The organism is Halomonas sp. 72 (assembly GCF_052379785.1).
In the GTDB taxonomy this organism is placed as follows: Bacteria; Pseudomonadota; Gammaproteobacteria; order Pseudomonadales; family Halomonadaceae; genus Vreelandella; species Vreelandella citrativorans.
On the sequence record NZ_JBQSYY010000016.1, the window covers coordinates 45,375 to 64,204 of the forward strand.

Sequence of the window (18,830 nt, forward strand, 5' to 3'; positions counted from 1 at the left end):
TTAAGTAGCGTAATATATTGCCTACTACTGGACACAATTACGACGCGCCTGACCAGATAAAATGATGGCGGCGTGCATGATGATAAAGGGAGACAGCATGAGCGTTTCAACGCCCTTACAAGATGAGGCTCAACAGCAACTCACCGCCGGTGATGTTCCCGCATACATGCAGGCGCTTGGAAAGGCAGCGCGTTCAGCCGCAAGCGAGCTACGTCGTGCCGATACCGGCATCAAAAATCGTGCCCTTGAGTCAATAGCGCAGCAGCTGATGACGGCTCGCGCGCGTATTTTAGACGCCAACGCTCAGGATATGCAGCGCGGTAAGGAAAATGGTCTGGATAGTGCGTTACTTGACCGCTTGGCGCTTGATGACGCCCGTTTTGATGCGATGATTGAAGGGCTGCGTCAAGTGGCCGCCTTGCCTGACCCGGTGGGTGAGATAGACGATATGAGTTACCGTCCCAGCGGCATCCAGGTAGGCAAAATGCGCGTGCCTTTGGGGGTCATTGGCATCATTTACGAATCACGCCCCAATGTAACGCTTGAAGCGGCCAGTTTGTGCTTAAAATCGGGCAATGCCTGCATTTTACGCGGCGGGTCAGAGGCGAGCGCGTCCAATCAAACCATTGGCGAATGCATTACGCAAGGACTGGTGGATGTGGGACTGCCTGCTAACTGCGTTCAGGTGGTGGCGACGACCGACCGTGCCGCCGTCGGCGCATTGATCAGCATGCCAGATTACGTGGATGTCATTATCCCGCGTGGTGGGAAATCGCTCATTGAGCGAATCTCGCGTGACGCTAAAGTGCCCGTTATCAAGCACCTTGATGGTGTTTGTCACGTCTATATTGATACCACGGCTGATCCAGCTAAAGCCTTGGCTATCGCGGTCAATGCTAAAACGCATCGTTACGGCACCTGCAATACCATGGAAACACTTCTGGTTGATGCGCCGGTGGCTGATTTGCTGCTGCCAGAGCTGGCGCGGGCTTACGCAGGACATGAGGTTGAGCTACGAGGCTGTGAACGCACTCAAGCGCTGCTTCCTCAGGCCTTGGCGGCATCCGAGGAAGATTGGTACGCCGAATATCTTGCACCGGTACTAGCGATCAAAATAGTGGATGGCGTGGAAGAGGCGATTGCGCATATTGAGCGCTATGGCTCGCACCATACCGACGCTATTGTGACCCAGGACTACTCTCTGGCGCGCCGTTTTATGGCCGAGGTGGACTCAAGCTCTGTGATTGTTAATGCCTCAACCCGCTTTGCCGATGGGTTCGAGTATGGATTAGGTGCTGAAATTGGCATTTCGACCGATAAGCTGCATGCGCGAGGGCCGGTGGGTTTGGAAGGCCTTACCACGCGTAAATACGTTGTATTCGGCGATGGCCAGGTTCGCCAATAAGGCGTGTACGATATGAGTTTTGCAGCGCTATGAGTGGTAGGTCGATATGAATTCAGTACCCATAAAAGCAGGCATGCTGGGAGGGACATTTGACCCTATTCACCATGGCCATTTACGCAGTGCTTTGGAAGTGCGAGAAGCATTGGGCCTTGACCAGTTGCATATGATACCGGCGCCAAAGCCGCCTTTACGTGGTGCACCACAAGTGTCGGCAGAGCAACGAATGGCGTTGTTACAAGCCGGGATTGGCACTACGCCTGGGCTTTACGCGGATAACCGTGAGCTGCGCCGCGAAGGGCCATCCTACAGCGTTGATACGCTTGCTGAACTGAGGGCTGAATATGGTGAACAGGCACGTTTAGTAATGGTGATTGGCTTTGATGCCTTTTTACGCCTTCCTCAGTGGCAGCAGGTTGACACGTTGTTTTCCCTCGCTCACTTGGTAGTGATGGCTAGGCCTGGCTATCAAACACCCTGGTCTGATGAATTAAGGGAACTGGTAGGGCAACGTGAAGTCGAAGGCGTGGACTCGCTGATGCAGCGCCCCTGCGGTGGCGTTTTACTGCTGTCGCTCCCTTCGATGATGGCAATTTCAGCGACCTATATTCGTCAGCGGCTGCGTGAGGGAAAAAGCGTTCGGTATTTGCTCCCGGAAGCGGTTGAAGAGGCCATTTTACATAAAGGCTTTTACCAGGACGTTGAATAGCGCTGGTAGTCACGCAAGAAGCCGTTACAATGGCCCGCTTTGCTAGCCGAACACCATACGAGGTTATCTGCAGGAGTCATGCACATCGATACACTGAAAAGCCTAGCGCTTGATGCGTTAGAAGACCTTAAAGCACGCGATATCACTCAACTGGACGTTTCCAGCTTAACTGAGGTTACCGACCTTATGTTGATTGCTAGTGGTACGTCTACCCGGCATGTTGCGGCACTTGCGCAAAACGTCGTAGAAAAAGCCAAGGCAGCCGGTCTTGCGCCGCGCGGTGTTGAAGGCGGTGATAATGCGGATTGGGTATTGGTCGACCTGGGTGACATTGTTGTTCATATCATGATGCCGGAAGCCCGTGCACTTTATGACCTTGAACGCCTCTGGGCAGACCTGCCTAGCGATGCAAGCATGACGGATGAGGCACGCACGCTTTTTGAAGAGCGAGCCACGATGTCATGAGAATAAGGCTGTTGGCGGTAGGTACGAAAATGCCTGCTTGGGTTGAAGAGGGCATTGAAACCTACCGTAAACGGCTCCCTCGGGATTTCAGCCTTGAAATAGAAGAAATCCCGCTTGGCCAGCGCGGTAAAAATGCAGATATTGCCAAAGCGCGTGCTCAAGAGGCTCAACGCATTCGCGATAAACTGCGGGGTGATGAGTATCTGGTTGCGCTGGAAGTAAAAGGCAAACCCTGGACAACCGAACAACTGGCCCAGGAAGCGGATAGCTGGCGTATGGAGGGCCGCGATATCGTATTGCTGGTCGGTGGGCCTGATGGTCTTGAACCTTCCCTCTCTGCGATAGCCGATAAAGCGTGGTCATTGTCACCGTTAACGCTGCCGCACCCGTTAGTTCGTATCATGCTGGCCGAGCAGCTTTATCGTGCCTGGACGCTATTGGTTGGTCACCCCTACCACCGTTAACGGCTCAAAAGGTGGTGGTATTTGTTGGCTGTGTTGCGTCAATCGTCTGATTTGAGAGTCATCTGTTGCCATGCCCCAGCGCCGTGACACGCTAAAAAATTCTGAGCAAGAGTTGCGCATTTTTCGTGTCAGAACACTTCTTGCCGTTCTGGTCGTTATAACGCTTACCGGTCTTCTGGTAGGGCGTTTAGGCTACTTACAAATTGTTCAACATGAAATTTACACCACGCGGTCAGAAAAAAACCGTGTGCGTGTTGAGCCGCTGCCACCTAATCGAGGTTTGATTTATGACCGAAATGGTGTGCTGTTAGCTGAAAACCGGCCTACTTATAACCTGACGCTGGTGCGTGAGCGTGTTGATGACCTTGATGCAACGCTGGCCCTATTAGTGGAATTGCTGGAACTGCCAGAAGAAGATATCGAGGCCTTTAACGTACGTTCACGCCAGCGACAGCGTCCTTTCCAACCTGCGCTCTTAATGAGCGATCTGAGTGAAGCCCAAATTGCTCGGCTCGCGATTAATCGCCACCGCCTGCCAGGCGTTGAAGTCGAAGCCCAACTGCTACGTTACTATCCCGATTCAAACGTTATGGCCCATACGCTGGGCTATGTAGGGCGTATTAATGTTGATGAGCTGCAAAATTTGGATGCCGGCCGTTATGCCGGCACCCACTTTATTGGTAAAACCGGCATTGAACGCTTCTATGAAGAGGAGCTTCATGGCGAAGCAGGCCTGCGTAAAGTCGAAACCAACGCCCGAGGGCGAGTATTAAGAGAGCTGGGTCGCACCGACCCTGTGCCTGGGAAGAACATAACGCTGACGATTGATAAGTCTCTACAAACGCTTGCCTATGAATTAATGGATGGGCGGCGTGGGTCGATCGTCGCTATTGCGCCTGCAACGGGCGAGATTCTGGCCATGGTGTCGACGCCTGGGTTTGACAGCAACCAGTTTGTGACCGGGATCGATGTTGCCTCCTATCGCGGCTTGCAGAACGACCTGGACTTACCTCTTTTTAACCGCTCTATTCGTGGTCACTATCCACCTGGCTCGACCATTAAACCCTTTTTAGCCCTCGCGGGACTGGCTGGGGGGGTTATTACCCCAGACAGCACGATTAGCGACCCAGGCTATTATCAACTGCCTAATGACTCCCGGCGTTACCGGAACTGGTTGCGCTGGGGGCATGGTCGTGTGGATTTAGAGCGCTCATTAGCTGTGTCTAATAATACTTACTACTACACATTGGCCCATGATTTAGGTATCGATAATCTACATGAACGGATGAATGGGTTCGGATTCGGGCGGCGAGTCGCCTACGATGTTCAAGGGGAAAGCACTGGGCTGATGCCGTCTCGCGAATGGAAGCGGGAGCGTTTTAACCAGCCGTGGTACCCCGGCGAAACCTTGTCAGTAGGTATTGGCCAAGGTTACTGGCAAGTAACGCCGTTGCAGCTGGCAAGCGCAACGGCAACGCTTGCCAACCGGGGCCACTGGGTAAAACCCCGCTTAGCTCTCCAGGTGGGCGATACGCTGCTTCGTGAAGATTTACCCGACACGCTGGACGATATTCAGCTGGAAAATGATGCCTGGTGGGACCGGGTATTTAGCGGTATGGAGAAAGTGCTCAGCGGTAGCGAAGGCACTGCACGGCGGACTGGCGTTGGCCTTGAGTATCGAATGGGCGGCAAATCGGGAACGGCTCAGGTGTTTTCTTTGGGCCAGGACCAGCGCTATAACGCCGATGAGCTTGAGGAACGCCTGAGAGATCACGCCTTGTTTGTAGCGTTTGCGCCGGTTGATTCCCCCCAAATTGCCGTGTCGGTTATCGTTGAAAATGCGGGCGGCGGCAGTACCCATGCAGCGCATTTGGCGCGCGCCATGACCGATGCATGGCTTTTAAAAGATGAAGCGCCTGACGCAGATGATGTACGCGACGTGTTGGAAGAAGATACCGCTCAAGTGGAGGGGAACTGACCTATGCCCTGGCAGACGATTACCCGCCCATTGCGTCGTTATCCCGTTCGACCGCCCGATAGCGGTATCGCGCGACGTAAAAGTATTTGGGAACGCATCCATATTGACCCTTGGTTATTAGGCCTTTTATTGGTCTTAATGGTGGGTGGCCTACTGGTTTTATATAGTGCGTCTGGCCAGCGTATTGAGTCGGTAATCGCTCAGGCGATGCGGTTTGGCGTTGCGCTGGCAGTGATGGCATTATTGGGGCAGCTGTCACCGACCACGTTTTTACGCTGGGCACCCTTTGCCTATGGCGCAGGGGTCATCATGTTATTGGCAGTGGAAATTGCCGGTGATATTGGCATGGGGGCTAAGCGCTGGCTTGAGATCCCTGGCGTTATCCGATTTCAGCCCTCAGAGATGATGAAGCTAGCGGTTCCGTTAATGGTGGCTGCCTATTTGAATCGTTGCCAGCTTCCACCGCGATTAAAGGATATTGTGGTGTGCGCGGTGATCATTGGTGTGCCGGTTGTATTGACCGCTATTCAGCCGGACCTGGGTACATCGTTACTGGTGGCCAGTGCGGCTGTCATCGTGGTTTTGCTCGCGGGTCTTTCATGGCGCTTGATTGGATTTGTTGGTGGATTGTTGGCTGCGTGCGTGCCGCTTTTGTGGATGAACATGCACAATTACCAACGTCAGCGGGTATTAACCTTTCTTGATCCAGAAAGCGACCCACTAGGCTCGGGTTGGAATATTATTCAGTCAACCACGGCCATTGGTAGTGGAGGGCTATGGGGAAAGGGGTGGCTGGGGGGCACGCAGTCGCAGCTTGAATTTCTGCCTGAGCGGCATACTGATTTTATTATTGCCGTATTGGGTGAAGAGTTTGGGCTTATCGGGATGCTGGTTTTATTGGCGCTTTACTTGATGATCGTAGGTCGCGGTATTTGGTTGGCGGCTTCTTCACAGGATACGTTTGGACGCCTTTTTGCCGGTAGTATCATTCTCACCTTTTTCATTTATGTGTTTGTCAACGTGGGGATGGTTAGCGGTATTTTACCCGTGGTAGGCGTGCCGCTACCCTTGGTGAGTTATGGCGGCACCTCTAGCGTGACCTTGTTGGCAGGGTTCGGTATTCTCATGTCTATTCATGCCCATCGTCGGCTATTGCCACGTTAGTATTTCAGTCAGGACGGTGTGTTTTCAAAGGAGTGGTGAGTTGATAAAAAGGGCCCGAAATAAAGCTGGCAGTTGCCTTGTTGCCGCGCTAATAGCGTGTTCGATGCCTGCCGTATTCGCAGAGGAGCACTCGGCGGAAGGGGTGGACCTGCAACATAATGAACGCACCCAGATATTGGTAGATGAGTTAATCGCCCAAGGCATACCGGAAGCGTGGTTACGTGATGCTTTCTCTCAAGCCGCATATTCTCAAGCGGTGCTGGATGCCATGGAAGGCGCGGCAGAGCGCCGCTTAAAGTGGCACGAGTACCGCGATATATTTCTAACGGAGCAGCGTATCGAAGAGGGCGCTGCCTTTATGCAAGCGCACGCTGAGACCCTGGCGCGTGCGGAAGATGTTTATGGCGTGCCGGGTAATGTTATTACCGCCATTATTGGCGTAGAGACGTACTATGGCCGCCATAAAGGGCGCCATCGCGTGCTGGACTCACTGGCTACGCTGGCGTTTTATCATCCCAGTCGAGGGGGGTTTTTCCGTGGTGAGCTAGCTGCTTTTTTGCAGATCGCCCATGAGCAAAAGGTCGATCCGGCTGAACTTTATGGCTCGTATGCAGGCGCAATGGGGTATCCTCAATTTATTCCCACTAGTTACCAGGCCTATGCCGTTGATTTTGACGATGACGGCATTCGTGATTTATGGGAAAACCCAGTGGATGCCATCGGTAGCGTCGCGAATTATTTTGCTGAGCATGGCTGGCGGCGTGATGGTGCCATTTATCATGAAGCAACGGGACCGGAAGTGTTGCCCCAGGCGCTGACGTTTAACCAAACGTCTTCGCCGACCATGAGTGTGGCTGAGACAGCCAAGCAAGGGATTGAACCGCAAGAAGCGCTTAACGATACTTTGCTTGTGATGCCCTTGGTGTTTGAGATGGATGATGGACAGCTACGCTATCGGCTGGGTGAAAACAACTTTTATGTTATTACACGCTATAACCACAGTCATTTATACGCCATGGCAGTGACAGAGTTAGCTGAGGCCATTCAACAGCGGGCTGAGGAACAAGGATGAGCATGTTGCAATCAAGGACCTGGCAAGTAGGCAGTATGATCGCCTTGATAATAGTGGTAAGCGGCTGCGCGAATCGTGAAGCTCAGCGCGTTGCTACGCCAACTCAAACTCAACCTGACGCTGCACCCGCCGCAAGTACTACTGCCAGTGGAGGTGGGCGCTATGCCATGCATGGGGATGCGTATCCTGTTGCGCCGCCGGATGTATCCACCGTGCCGGATGCTGTACCACGTAATGAACCGCGTTCTGCGGGGGGCAACCGCTCAACCTATGAAGTATGGGGTGAAAAGTACCATGTAATGCCGGACGCTTCTGGCTATGCCAAGCAAGGTTTGGCCTCGTGGTACGGCGAAAAATTTCATGGCTATGCGACCTCAAATGGCGAGATTTACGACATGTATAAAATGTCGGCGGCGCATCGCTCGCTACCGTTGCCTACCTTTGCACGCGTTACCAGCCTGGACAGCGGGCAGTCGGTGATTGTCCGTGTTAACGACCGTGGTCCTTTTCATAGCGATAGAGAAATAGATCTTTCTTACGCAGCCGCCGCCCGGTTGGATATATTGGATAATGGAACAGGGCGAGTAAAAGTCGAGGCCATTGAGCCTGACCGTTGGCTAGCTGAGCGCGGCGGAGCGCCCGCGAGTACTGCGCCGAATGAGGATGCGCCCGTTGCGGAGCCCGCGCCAGCCGCATCTGTACCTCAAGCAGCTCCGTCTGTGGCCTCTAATAACCCCGCTGAGGGTGAGGTTTCAGGCGGCTATTACCTTCAGATTGCTGCGCTGGAAAGCGCTGATAGCGCTCGTAAGCTTAGCCAGCGATTGACAGACGAATTGCCTCACAGCGTTCGTGTAATGAATGAGGCTAATGTGCATCGTGTGCAGGTGGGGCCAGTAACACCGGCTCAAGAGACCCAAGCTCGGGAAGCACTTCGCCAAGCGGGGTTTCCTCAAGTTTTTATCGTGAGATAATTCATTTTTTATATTCTTTGGTGCTTAGCGCCACTTTCTTGCAAGTGAGATGTTAGTGATGAATGTATTCGTGTCGATTCGCCGCTCTGCCCAATTATGTTTGTTTGCGGCCATGACGGCTGTTGCGTTGCCGGCTGCGGCTCAAGTCATACCTCAGCCGCAAACGATTATTCCAGCCGCTCCGCAGCTCGCTGCCAGTTCCTGGATTTTAATGGATGCCAATAGCGGACGAATTCTGGTTGAGCACAACTCAGACGAACGTTTGGCGCCTGCAAGCTTGACCAAACTCATGACCGCCTACCTTGTCGAGCGTGAGTTGGATCGCGATACCATCACGTTGGATGATCTGGTCAATGTCAGTGAAAACGCCTGGCGGACTGGTGGCTCAAAAATGTTTATTGAAGTGGGCAACCAGGTCCCCGTCGAGGAGTTGCTGCACGGCATTATTATTGTGTCAGGTAACGATGCCAGCGTGGCCATGGCAGAGCACTTGGCTGGTGGGGAGGCTCCTTTTGCTGACTTAATGAACCAGCATGCGGCTCGACTGGGGATGGAAAATACCCACTTTGAAAATGCAACCGGTCTTCCTTCTGATAATCACTACTCAACAGCGCATGACCTGGCGCGGCTTTCACGTCATATCATCAATGATTACCCTGAGCACTATGCGATCTACTCGCAGCGCCACTTTTCCTATGGTGGAATTGATCAGCCCAACCGTAACCGCCTGTTGTGGCGTGACCCGTCAGTAGATGGTTTGAAAACGGGTTGGACAGATGCTGCGGGCTACTGCCTGGTGTCGTCAGCTGAGCGCGATGGCATGCGGCTTATTTCGGTTGTGATGGGCACCAATTCGGATGAAGCGCGCGCACAGGAAACTCAGAAGCTTTTAAGCTATGGTTTTCGTTTCTACGAAACCATGAACCTCTACGAGCGTGGTGCTGTGCTTGCAACGCCGCGTGTTTGGGGTGGTGACATTAACGAATTGCGTGCGGGGGTGGATGAAGAAGTGTTTATGACCCTTCCACGTAACCGTAATGAAGAGCTGCGTGCTCGTCTTAATCTACACTCTGATTTACAAGCACCTATTGCGGTAGGTGATGATGTGGGCACGCTAGAGGTCTACTTGGGTGAAGAGATGGTTGGCGAGCGCCAGTTGGTAGCGCTTGAAAATGTGCAAGAGGGCGGGCTGTTTAAACGCCTTTTTGATCAGGTTCAGCGCTTCTTCAGCGGTTTAATTGCGAACTTCACTGACTAAGTGATTCGGCTCAGGTGCGTCCTGGGCCTTTTTTACCTTCAATAAAAGGCGCGTTATGACTAAGGATACGAAAAAGGGATTTCGAGACCTGCGCGAGCCGGTGGCAGAAGAAACCCCCAAGATCACTTTTCCTTGTGACTACTCTTTAAAAATAGTGGGTGATGCTGCTGAGGATTTTACGGCTTGTGTTTGTCAAATCGTGGTGCGTCACGCACCGGATTTTGATGAATCGACGCTGCAAGTGGTGGATAGTCGAAACGGTCGTTTTCAATCCGTTCGCATCACGATTAATGCGACCAGCGAGCAGCAAATTAGCCAGCTGTTTGAAGAGCTAAAAGCCACTGGCCGTGTTCATATGGTGGTGTGAGTGAGTCGTTCTGCACCTGTTGAGCTGCACTGCTTGGGTCGCAGGCCGTATCTGCCTGTTTGGGAAGAAATGCGCGCCTTGACGGACTCTCGTGACAGTGAGACGCCGGATCAGTTCTGGCTGGTAGAGCATGACGCTGTCTTCACCCAGGGGCAGGCAGGCAAACCTGAACATCTATTGATGCCAGGCGACATACCGGTGGTGCAAACCGACCGTGGCGGGCAGGTAACGTATCATGGCCCTGGGCAGATAGTGCTGTATCCGTTATTGGATGTTCGGCGCAGTAAAATAGGCGTGCGTGACCTGGTGTCTGCACTGGAAAATGCAGTCATTACGGTGTTAGCCGACTATGGCGTCAGTGCACATGCGCGCCCAGATGCACCGGGTGTGTATGTCAAAAGCCCGATGGGCGAGGCCAAAATAGCGTCGTTGGGTTTGCGAATTCGGCGGGGGGCCAGTTACCACGGCGTCGCGTTGAATGTGGATGGAGACCTTTCTGCTTTTCAGCGCATCAATCCCTGTGGCTACGCAGGTATGGCGGTCACTCGCTTGGCTGATCTTGTTGCTTTGCCTAATGAGCATCACGTAGGCCAGCAACTGGCATCTGCGCTGGCACTAAAGCTGAACAGAGAGCTGGTGACTATCGGCTAATCGCAGTGTTTTCCGTATGGTAGTACATAAAAAGAAGCCGCCGCGATAGTTAATATTCGCGGCGGCTTCTTGTTTTAGACTTACTCTGATTAAGCCCGTGCTTAATTCTGTTTCAGCCTACATTTAGGGCGGGAATAATATTAGGGTCAGACTCCTGGCCGGGGATCGCTGCCGGTGAGGCCAGCCCGAGGTTGTTCTTTTCGAACACTCGGTCAGCGCGATAGCTTGAACGAACCAGCGGGCCGGAAGGCACTTCCATAAAGCCTTTTTCAAGCCCTAGCACACGGTAGCGATCAAAGTCTTCAGGGCTTACCCAGCGCTCAACCGGCAGGTGGTTTTTCGTGGGGCGCAGATACTGGCCGAGTGTCACAATATCGACACCAATTTCACGAAGATCATCAAACGTTTGCAGGATCTCCTCATCGGTTTCGCCAAGACCCAGCATAATACTGGTTTTGGTAATGACATCGGGGCGATGCTTTTTCGCGTAGGCCAGAACGTCGAGTGTTTTGCGATAGCCTGCACGGGGGTCGCGAACCCGGCTGGTCAGGCGTTCAACGGTTTCGACATTTTGCGCAAACACTTCAAGGCCCGAATCCACAACGCTCTCAATGGCTGCGTGTTCACCATCGAAATCAGGTGTCAGCGCTTCAACGACCACGTCTGGTGTGCGCGCTTTAATAGCACGGATACAGCTTGCGTAATGGTTCGCACCGCCATCGTCCAGATCATCACGATCAACCGATGTTAGGACGATATAGCGAAGCCCCATTAATTCAACGGACTTGGCGGTGTTTTCGGGCTCTTCGTGGTCCAGCCAGCCTTTGGGGTTGCCCGTATCAACGGCGCAGAAACGGCATGCGCGGGTACACACAGACCCCATCAGCATGATGGTGGCAGTTCCATTGCTCCAACACTCGCCCATGTTAGGGCAGTGTGATTCAGCACAGACGGTACTTAGACGATGCTCAGAGACATTGCGCTTAACGGCTTCAAAGCGCTCGCCACCGGGAATTTGAGCGCGCAGCCATTTGGGCTTGCGTTCAAGAGACGGGGCTTCAGCCTGCGCGCTGCGCACCTTCATGCCATCCTTGATCGCCGTTGTGCCGTGTTCATTACGGAATTTCTGGCCGCTGGGTACACGCTGTGTGGGGTTGTTGCTCATAGGAATAGAGCCTCTCTACTGTGCGGCAGGCAAGGCTTATCATAGAAACGTAAGCGCTTGCCCCCCAATCATGCCGATTAATACGTTGCCAATTAACAGATTACTAATTAATACATAGGTAGTAGGTGTAATGTAACATATCTGGTGATTAACAAGACACCGTCAACTTAGCTTACAGGCATGGGCAAACAGGCAACACCGTGGCTTGGTAAGGGGCTAGGAGATGCTGCAAAGTAGTCTTGATACTCAGTGACATGCTCGTGAATAAACCGCATGAAAAGCTCTGCCACAGGTGTGGGAAAGCGCTCAAGGCGATAAACCGTGCACCATGCGCGGCGGATGGGAAAGTCCGGTAGCGGCAGTTCAAACAAAAGACCCTGTTCAAGCTCTAGCTGCACGGCAAGCCGTGGCAGCACGGCCACGCCTAAATGTGCCATAACCCCTTGTTTGATGGCTTCGTTAGTACCGAGCTCAATACGGTGCGGCAGCGCGACTTTTTGATAAGCAGCAAGCTGTTCAAAGGCATTGCGCACGCCAGAGCCTGGTTCGCGCATTAACACATAGTGGCGGGAAAAATCAGCCAGGGTAGGCGTCAGCATGGCGAGTAAAGGGTGGTCAGGCCATACCACTGCTATTAGTTCATTATCGATGATGGGCGTCACGACTAAGCGATCATCCTCGGGCACCATGGCCATAATCACCAGGTCATCTTGCTGTTCGGCCAAGCGCTCAAGCGCCTGGCTGCGGTTACACACCTTTAAGCGCACATGAATATCAGGGTAGCTTGCGCGAAAGCGGGCCAGTATATACGGCACGATGTATTGCGCTGACGACACGGCGGCCAGGTTGAGCTCCCCGGAAATTTTTCCATTGATGTCTGACAGGTTCATCTGCAACCGGGAGAGCTGGCTAAAGATTTCTCTTGTTGATAGCGCCAGCGTATCGGCGGCAGGCAGCACATGCAGCGTTTTTCCCGCATATTTAAACAGCGGCTGGCCAAGTGCCTGCTCCAGTTGGCGTATCTGAGCGCTGACGGCGGGTTGGGTAAGCCCTAGCTGTTCTGCTGCGCGTGAGTAAGAGCGTTGGCGATATACTGCCTGGAAGACTTGTAATTGACGAAACGTTAGGCGATTGAGCAGCTTAGGGGATGACATAACAACCTCAAGAGAATTGCCCTCCGGCGGCGAATAAGACGGCGAGCGCTACGAATGACTAACGCTGCCTAAAAATGCTACCACTGTTTATGCCCGCCGTGTCGCTAGTTTGCAGCGCTTGCGGTAAATCAGTGGTGTTACCCATCGACGTCTGTTGAGAAGTGGCTTAAGCTATATTGCATCGCAGCATCATGGTTTTTAGGTTGATCGCCAGCGCATTCACCCTAGGGAGACTCTATGAATTTTCTCGCCAACCCTTTGCTTACCGCTAACTCATTAACACGTACCTTTTGGGGGCAGTCAAACGACTCCTCCACGCTGCTACCGGGCAGTGAGGCGCTCTCCTCTTTCATGGACCCCTTTGGGTTTGGGCGTGCCGCGGCCGATTACTGGCGAGATAGCGTTGAGCGTAGCGTGCTCTATTGGGATGTAATGCGCGAGCGTGGCAACCAGTATCTGGAGCACATGGAACAAACCAAGCCGAGTGTGCTTGGGTTTAAAACCGAAGTGCTGCTTGATGGTCGCACGCTTGCCCAGCCGACCAACTATGAATTGCTGCGTGTATTGCCCCCTGAAGATACCGTCACTGACCCCCGCAAGCGCCCGTTCGTGGTGGTTGACCCGCGTGCAGGGCACGGTCCTGGTATTGGTGGCTTTAAGCCTGACAGTGAGTTAGGCGTGGCGTTAAAAGCAGGGCACCCTTGTTACTTTATCGGCTTCTTGCCTTTCCCTGAACCGGGGCAAACGGTTGAGGACGTTGTCGAGGCAGAAGTTGCTTTTCTACGCCATGTGATTGAGCTGCATCCTGATATAAGCGAAAAGCCCATGGTGGTAGGCAATTGCCAAGCGGGCTGGCAGTTGATGATGGCGGCCGCACTTGAGCCGTACGTTTTTGGGCCTATCTTGATCGCGGGGGCGCCGCTCTCTTACTGGGCGGGGGTGCATGGCAATGCGCCCATGCGTTATACCGGCGGCATGACGGGGGGGAGCTGGATCACCGCATTCACCAGTGATATGGGTAACGGCTTATTCGATGGCGCTTGGTTGGTGCAAAACTTTGAGCGCTTGAATCCTGCCAATACGTACTGGAAAAAGCAGTACCACCTGTACGCTAACATCGACACAGAAACTGAGCGTTATCTTGATTTTGAGCGCTGGTGGGGCGGGCACGTGGTTCTGGGTGGCGAAGAAATCCAGTACATCGTCGATAATTTATTTGTCGGTAACCGGCTGTCGACGGCCCAACTGGTAACCCGTGACGGGCGGCGGATTGATCTGCGTAATCTACGTTCACCGGTGGTGGTGTTCTGTTCGCGTGGTGACGACATTACCCCGCCCCCTCAGGCGCTGGGCTGGATCCGTGATCTATACGAAGATACCGACGATATCATCGCCAACGACCAGACCATCGTCTACTGCATGCATGATACGACCGGCCATTTGGGGATCTTCGTATCCGGCAGCGTATCCCGCAAAGAGCACTCTGAATTTACTGCCAATATGGACTACATCGATGTGCTGCCACCGGGGCTGTATGAAACCTCGGTTACCGAGGCGCCAGAGGGTAGCGATGCCGCGCTGTATGAGCGTGACTACTTATTGGAATTTACGCCGCGTAACTTTGAAGAGCTGGATCGTGAAGTGCAGCATGATGCGGACGATGACCGGCGTTTCGCGACGGTTGCCCGAATTTCTGAGATAAATTTGGGCTTGTATCGTTTGTATGTGCAGCCCTGGTTGCGGGCCATAATGACGCCAGAAGCAGCGCGCTTTATTCGGCGTATGCATCCTATCCGCTTGGGCTACAAGCTGCTGTCGGACCGCAATCCTTTATCTGTCCCCCTGCCGGTAATGGCGGAAGCAATACGCAAGAACCGTCAGGAAATTGGTCCAGACAATCTCTTTAAAGCGCTAGAGACGATGCATTCTGACCAGATCGTCGCCGCCTTGAATGCCTGGCGCGATCTGCGTGATAGCAGTACAGAGCGTCTGTTTATGGATGTCTATGGCCAGCCACTGCTACAGGCGGCTGTCGGACTTTATGGTGATGCGCATGTACACCGCAGGAGGCCGGGCGCTGAGCCTGAGCATCGTCGCTTCCTGGCGCGGCGCCGGGAAGAGTTAGGTGAGCGCATTGCTCAAGGGGGCGCGCATGAAGCGATTATGCGTTCATTAATCTACGTGTTGGGTGGAGCACCCTCCACCGATGAGCGCAACTTCAAGCAGTTACGTGCCACAAGGACGAAGCTTGAGTCAGACATCGAGCTTTGCGAATTCAAGCGGTTGGTGCGCGAGCAATTCTTTATTTTAAAACTTGATCGTGAAAGGGCACTGAATACGCTGCCTGAGTTACTGGCCGGTGAAAGCAACAGTGCGATTGATGGCTATATTAAAAACCTGGAGCAGGTGTTTGCAGCAAGCGGTGAGCTTACTGAACACGCGGCAGAACGTTTTGTACAGGTAAAAGCGTTGTTTGATAAAGCACGCCCGGCCAAGCCTGCGGTCAAAAAAACGGCCGTCAATAAGGCAACCACGGTTGAGAACCCACCGAGCGAGGCCAAAAAGACCGACACGTCAGTGAGCCAAGGCAAGGCCCCCCGCAAACGTTAATCGGGTCCTGATTGAAAAAGAACGCCTCTACTTTACCGTAGGGGCGTTCTGCTTATGAAAGAAATAGTAGGTTGCTGATCTCGTAACGTCAGTCTAGTGTCTAGCTACTTCGGTATAAAAAAGTAAGCTTTTCTCACTACTGTTCGGTTGACACTGGCGCTAAGTGAAGGCCTGGGGTAGGGTAGGCGCATTTTTTCATCCGTATGTTTGTCTCGGCGAGTGAAATAACGCCGCAAACTCAAAACCATGCGGTACCGTATTCAGAGCGCGGGCTCTCGGCCCAAGCAATAGAAAAGTGGAGCACTATGGGCAAGTCACTGGTCATCGTCGAGTCGCCAGCGAAAGCGAAGACGATTAATAAGTATCTCGGCAACGATTTCATCGTCAAGTCGAGCGTGGGTCACATTCGTGACCTGCCGACCAGCGGCTCGGGCAAGGCTGCTTCCGACCCCAAGGAGCGCGCTCGCCAAGCCGCGGCAACACGTAAAATGTCGGCGGAAGAGAAGGCAGAGTATAAAAAGCGCAAGAGCCACGATCAGTTAATTCGGCGTATGGGTATTGATCCCAACAACGGCTGGGAAGCCCAGTATGAAGTGCTGCCGGGTAAAGAAAAGGTAGTGGCTGAGTTAAAGAAGCTTGCTGAAAAGGCAGACGCCGTTTATCTGGCAACGGATTTGGACCGCGAAGGGGAAGCCATTGCTTGGCACTTGCGGGAAACCATTGGCGGAGACGACAGCCGTTATAAGCGTGTGGTCTTTAACGAAATTACTAAAAATGCGATTCAGGATGCGTTTAAAGCCCCTGGTGCGCTCAATATTCCTCGTGTAGAAGCTCAGCAGGCGCGGCGGTTCTTGGACCGCGTGGTGGGCTTTATGCTGTCGCCGCTGCTGTGGGCCAAAGTGGCCCGTGGCCTCTCCGCTGGCCGCGTTCAGTCGGTTGCGGTGCGCCTTATTGTTGAGCGCGAGCGGGATATTCGCGCGTTTATTCCTGAAGAGTTTTGGGATGTGCACGCGGATTTAGTCTCACCAGACGGCGAACTGGTACGCTTTGCGCTCGCCAAGCAGGATGGCAAGGCGTTCAAGCCAACGTCTGAGCAAGACACGATGTCGCGTATTGCGGCGTTGCGTAATGCAAAGCTTGCGATTACCTCGCGTGAAGATAAGCCGACCAGCTCCAAACCAACGGCGCCGTTTATTACCTCTACGCTGCAGCAGGCAGCCAGTGGGCGCCTGGGCTTCTCGGTCAAGAAAACCATGACCATGGCCCAGCGGTTGTATGAAGCGGGCTATATCACCTATATGCGTACCGACTCCACCAACCTCTCGAAAGATGCGGTTGAAAGTGCGCGTGAGTTTATTGGCAGCGAGTACGGTGAACGCTACCTGCCCGAGATGCCCAATCGCTATAGCAGCAAAGAGAGCGCTCAGGAAGCTCACGAAGCGATTCGCCCATCCAGCGTTGAGCGCAAGGCAACCGATTTAGTGGGTATGGAACGCGATGCTGAGCGTCTGTATGAGTTGATCTGGCGTCAGTTCGTCGCCTGCCAGATGACGCCGGCCGAATATCTGTCGAGCACATTGAGCGTTGAAGTGGATGGCTACGATCTACGGGCTAAAGGACGTGTTCTGAAGTTTGACGGCTATACGCGGGTCATGAAGCCGAGCGGTAAAAATGAAGACCAGACGCTGCCCGATTTGCCCAAAGGCACGCCGATGGCGATGGAAACGCTGGACCCTCAGCAGCACTTTACCAAGCCCCCGGCGCGTTATACCGAGGCAAGCCTGGTTAAAGAGCTTGAAAAACAAGGGATTGGTCGTCCTTCTACCTACGCGTCGATAATTTCGACGATCCAGGATCGCGGCTACGTGCAGTTGGAAAATCGGCGTTTTTATGCCGAGAAACTGGGGGATATCGTTACCGAGCGCCTGAAAGAGTCGTTTCCTGACTTGATGGACTTCTCTTTTACCGCACGTATGGAAGATAGCCTGGATGAGGTCGCTGAAGGCGAACGCAACTGGCGAGCGCTACTCGATGCCTTCTATGGTGAATTTCGTGAAGAGCTTGCCAAGGCAGAAAGCGATGACGGGATGCGCCCCAACCAGCCCGTGCCAACCGATATTGACTGCCCCTCGTGTGGCCGCAAGATGCAGATTCGTACTGCATCTACCGGCGTGTTTTTAGGTTGTAGTGGTTATAACCTGCCGCCCAAAGAGCGCTGCAAAACCACGATCGATTTGATCCCGGGTGAGGAAGCAGTAGCGGCGGATGCCGGTGAAGAGGCCGAAACCAACGCCTTGCGTGCCAAACATCGGTGCGATAAGTGCGGCACGGCAATGGATAACTACCTGATTGATGAAACCCGCAAGCTGCATATCTGCGGTAATAGCCCTGACTGTGATGGTTATGAGATAGAGCAGGGCAAGTTCAAGATCAAAGGCTACGATGGCCCGGTTATCGAATGCGATAAGTGCGGTTCACAAATGCAGCTTAAGTCCGGCCGCTTTGGCAAGTACTTTGGCTGTACCAATGGCGAGTGTAAAAACACTCGTAAGCTTTTGAAAAGTGGTGAAGTGGCGCCGCCCAAGATGGACCCGATTCCGATGCCGGAACTTGCCTGTCAGAAAGTGGATGACCACTACGTATTGCGCGATGGGGCAAGCGGCCTGTTTTTAGCGGCCAGTAAATTCCCCAAAAATCGTGAAACGCGTCCGCCTTTGGTGAAGGAGCTGAAAGCTCATGCTGACGAGCTGCCTGAGAAGTATCACTTCATTCTCAAAGCGCCCAGCGAAGACCCGGACGGCCGCCCAACTCAAATTCGTTTTTCGCGTAAAAGCAAAGAGCAGTACGTGATGACCGATGAGGAAGGCAAAGCCACGGGGTGGAAAGCAACGTTTGATGCAGGCAAATGGCACGTAGAGGACAAGCGTAAATGAGCGACCGCTCCCGTACTAATCAACTGCTCTATCAGGCCGAGCTGCTGGTAAGTATGCCTGTTGGTGAGGATGAGTATGCGGTCGCTCGTCAAATGGCGCTCGAAGAGAGCGCCTTGGCCCTGTTTGAACTGGCGTTATGTTCGCTGCTGAAAGAAGTCACTGAACATGCTCGTCTGGAAAACCATGCCTGGCGTGAGTTATTAGCCCTTGATGGCCCGCCCATGGCAGAGCTTCAGCGGCTGCGTGATGTGAGGCGCGAACCGGGTAGTTGGCTAAACTGGCTGGCGTTCAAATTAGAGCAGTTGCACAGCAGCGACGGGGCTGCACGACGCACCGTCACTAATCCCGCCATGATCGCCATGGGGAGTCAGAAACGCCTGGGAGAGCAATTGCTTGATTACATAAGCGATGCCAAGCAGGAAATAGCCGCCCTAAGGGAGACAAGCCAGGAGTGGTAAGCTGCCACA

At 53.4% G+C, this 18,830-nt stretch carries 16 protein-coding genes; 14 read left to right on the top strand and 2 right to left on the bottom strand.

From position 1 onward, the window contains the following. Window positions 1-97 precede the first annotated feature (97 nt). From ACT3T6_RS13685 to lipB, 11 genes are all read left to right on the top strand, one after another. Complete coding sequence (locus ACT3T6_RS13685; RefSeq protein ID WP_193053140.1) at window positions 98-1,405, top strand: glutamate-5-semialdehyde dehydrogenase; 1,308 nt, start codon at window positions 98-100, stop codon at window positions 1,403-1,405. Window positions 1,406-1,451: 46 nt separating this feature from the next. Beyond that, window positions 1,452-2,111, top strand: coding sequence for a nicotinate-nucleotide adenylyltransferase (gene nadD, locus ACT3T6_RS13690; RefSeq protein ID WP_193053139.1), 660 nt, complete (start codon window positions 1,452-1,454; stop codon window positions 2,109-2,111). A gap of 78 nt (window positions 2,112-2,189) precedes the next feature. Then, window positions 2,190-2,576, top strand: coding sequence for a ribosome silencing factor (rsfS, locus tag ACT3T6_RS13695; RefSeq protein WP_193053138.1), 387 nt, complete (start codon window positions 2,190-2,192; stop codon window positions 2,574-2,576). Beyond that, a complete protein-coding gene (gene rlmH / locus ACT3T6_RS13700; RefSeq protein ID WP_193053137.1) occupies window positions 2,573-3,040 on the top strand; it encodes a 23S rRNA (pseudouridine(1915)-N(3))-methyltransferase RlmH in 468 nt (155 codons plus the stop codon). The genes rsfS and rlmH overlap by 4 nt, the downstream gene beginning before the upstream one ends. Before the next feature lie 70 nt (window positions 3,041-3,110). Beyond that, a complete protein-coding gene (mrdA, locus tag ACT3T6_RS13705) occupies window positions 3,111-5,018 on the top strand; it encodes a penicillin-binding protein 2 (protein ID WP_193053136.1) in 1,908 nt (635 codons plus the stop codon). A gap of 3 nt (window positions 5,019-5,021) precedes the next feature. Further along, window positions 5,022-6,182 (top strand): rod shape-determining protein RodA, encoded by a 1,161-nt coding sequence (gene rodA / locus ACT3T6_RS13710; protein WP_193053135.1) that lies wholly within the window; start codon window positions 5,022-5,024, stop codon window positions 6,180-6,182. A gap of 103 nt (window positions 6,183-6,285) precedes the next feature. Then, on the top strand, window positions 6,286-7,254 hold the full coding sequence (gene mltB / locus ACT3T6_RS13715; RefSeq protein ID WP_193053134.1) for a lytic murein transglycosylase B: 969 nt from the start codon (window positions 6,286-6,288) through the stop codon (window positions 7,252-7,254). Then, complete coding sequence (locus ACT3T6_RS13720) at window positions 7,251-8,225, top strand: septal ring lytic transglycosylase RlpA family protein (RefSeq protein WP_193053133.1); 975 nt, start codon at window positions 7,251-7,253, stop codon at window positions 8,223-8,225. The genes mltB and ACT3T6_RS13720 overlap by 4 nt, the downstream gene beginning before the upstream one ends. Before the next feature lie 58 nt (window positions 8,226-8,283). Then, a complete protein-coding gene (locus ACT3T6_RS13725) occupies window positions 8,284-9,483 on the top strand; it encodes a D-alanyl-D-alanine carboxypeptidase family protein (RefSeq protein WP_193053178.1) in 1,200 nt (399 codons plus the stop codon). A 55-nt stretch (window positions 9,484-9,538) separates the two neighbouring features. Continuing rightward, complete coding sequence (locus ACT3T6_RS13730) at window positions 9,539-9,850, top strand: HP0495 family protein (protein WP_193053132.1); 312 nt, start codon at window positions 9,539-9,541, stop codon at window positions 9,848-9,850. Then, window positions 9,851-10,501, top strand: a complete 651-nt coding sequence (gene lipB / locus ACT3T6_RS13735; RefSeq protein WP_193053131.1) for a lipoyl(octanoyl) transferase LipB — start codon at window positions 9,851-9,853, stop codon at window positions 10,499-10,501. Window positions 10,502-10,613: 112 nt separating this feature from the next. Here lipB and lipA read toward each other — a convergent pair whose 3' ends face one another. Both lipA and ACT3T6_RS13745 read right to left on the bottom strand, forming a co-directional pair. Continuing rightward, window positions 10,614-11,666 carry a lipoyl synthase gene (lipA, locus tag ACT3T6_RS13740; protein ID WP_193053130.1) on the bottom strand — a complete coding sequence of 351 codons (1,053 nt, stop codon included), beginning with the start codon at window positions 11,664-11,666 and terminating at the stop codon, window positions 10,614-10,616. A gap of 167 nt (window positions 11,667-11,833) precedes the next feature. Continuing rightward, window positions 11,834-12,820, bottom strand: a complete 987-nt coding sequence (locus ACT3T6_RS13745; protein ID WP_193053129.1) for a LysR family transcriptional regulator — start codon at window positions 12,818-12,820, stop codon at window positions 11,834-11,836. Between the two features lie 237 nt (window positions 12,821-13,057). On the opposite strand from ACT3T6_RS13745, the gene ACT3T6_RS13750 reads away from it, so the two are divergent. The 3 genes from ACT3T6_RS13750 (at window position 13,058) to ACT3T6_RS13760 (ending at window position 18,821) form a co-directional block, all read left to right on the top strand. Then, on the top strand, window positions 13,058-15,430 hold the full coding sequence (locus tag ACT3T6_RS13750; RefSeq protein WP_226912109.1) for a DUF3141 domain-containing protein: 2,373 nt from the start codon (window positions 13,058-13,060) through the stop codon (window positions 15,428-15,430). A gap of 305 nt (window positions 15,431-15,735) precedes the next feature. Beyond that, window positions 15,736-18,363, top strand: a complete 2,628-nt coding sequence (gene topA / locus ACT3T6_RS13755) for a type I DNA topoisomerase (RefSeq protein ID WP_193053128.1) — start codon at window positions 15,736-15,738, stop codon at window positions 18,361-18,363. After that, the gene (locus ACT3T6_RS13760) at window positions 18,360-18,821 is read left to right on the top strand and encodes a DUF6586 family protein (RefSeq protein ID WP_193053127.1); all 462 of its coding nucleotides are present in this window, start codon (window positions 18,360-18,362) and stop codon (window positions 18,819-18,821) included. Before topA ends, ACT3T6_RS13760 begins: the two co-directional genes overlap by 4 nt. Window positions 18,822-18,830 lie beyond the last annotated feature (9 nt).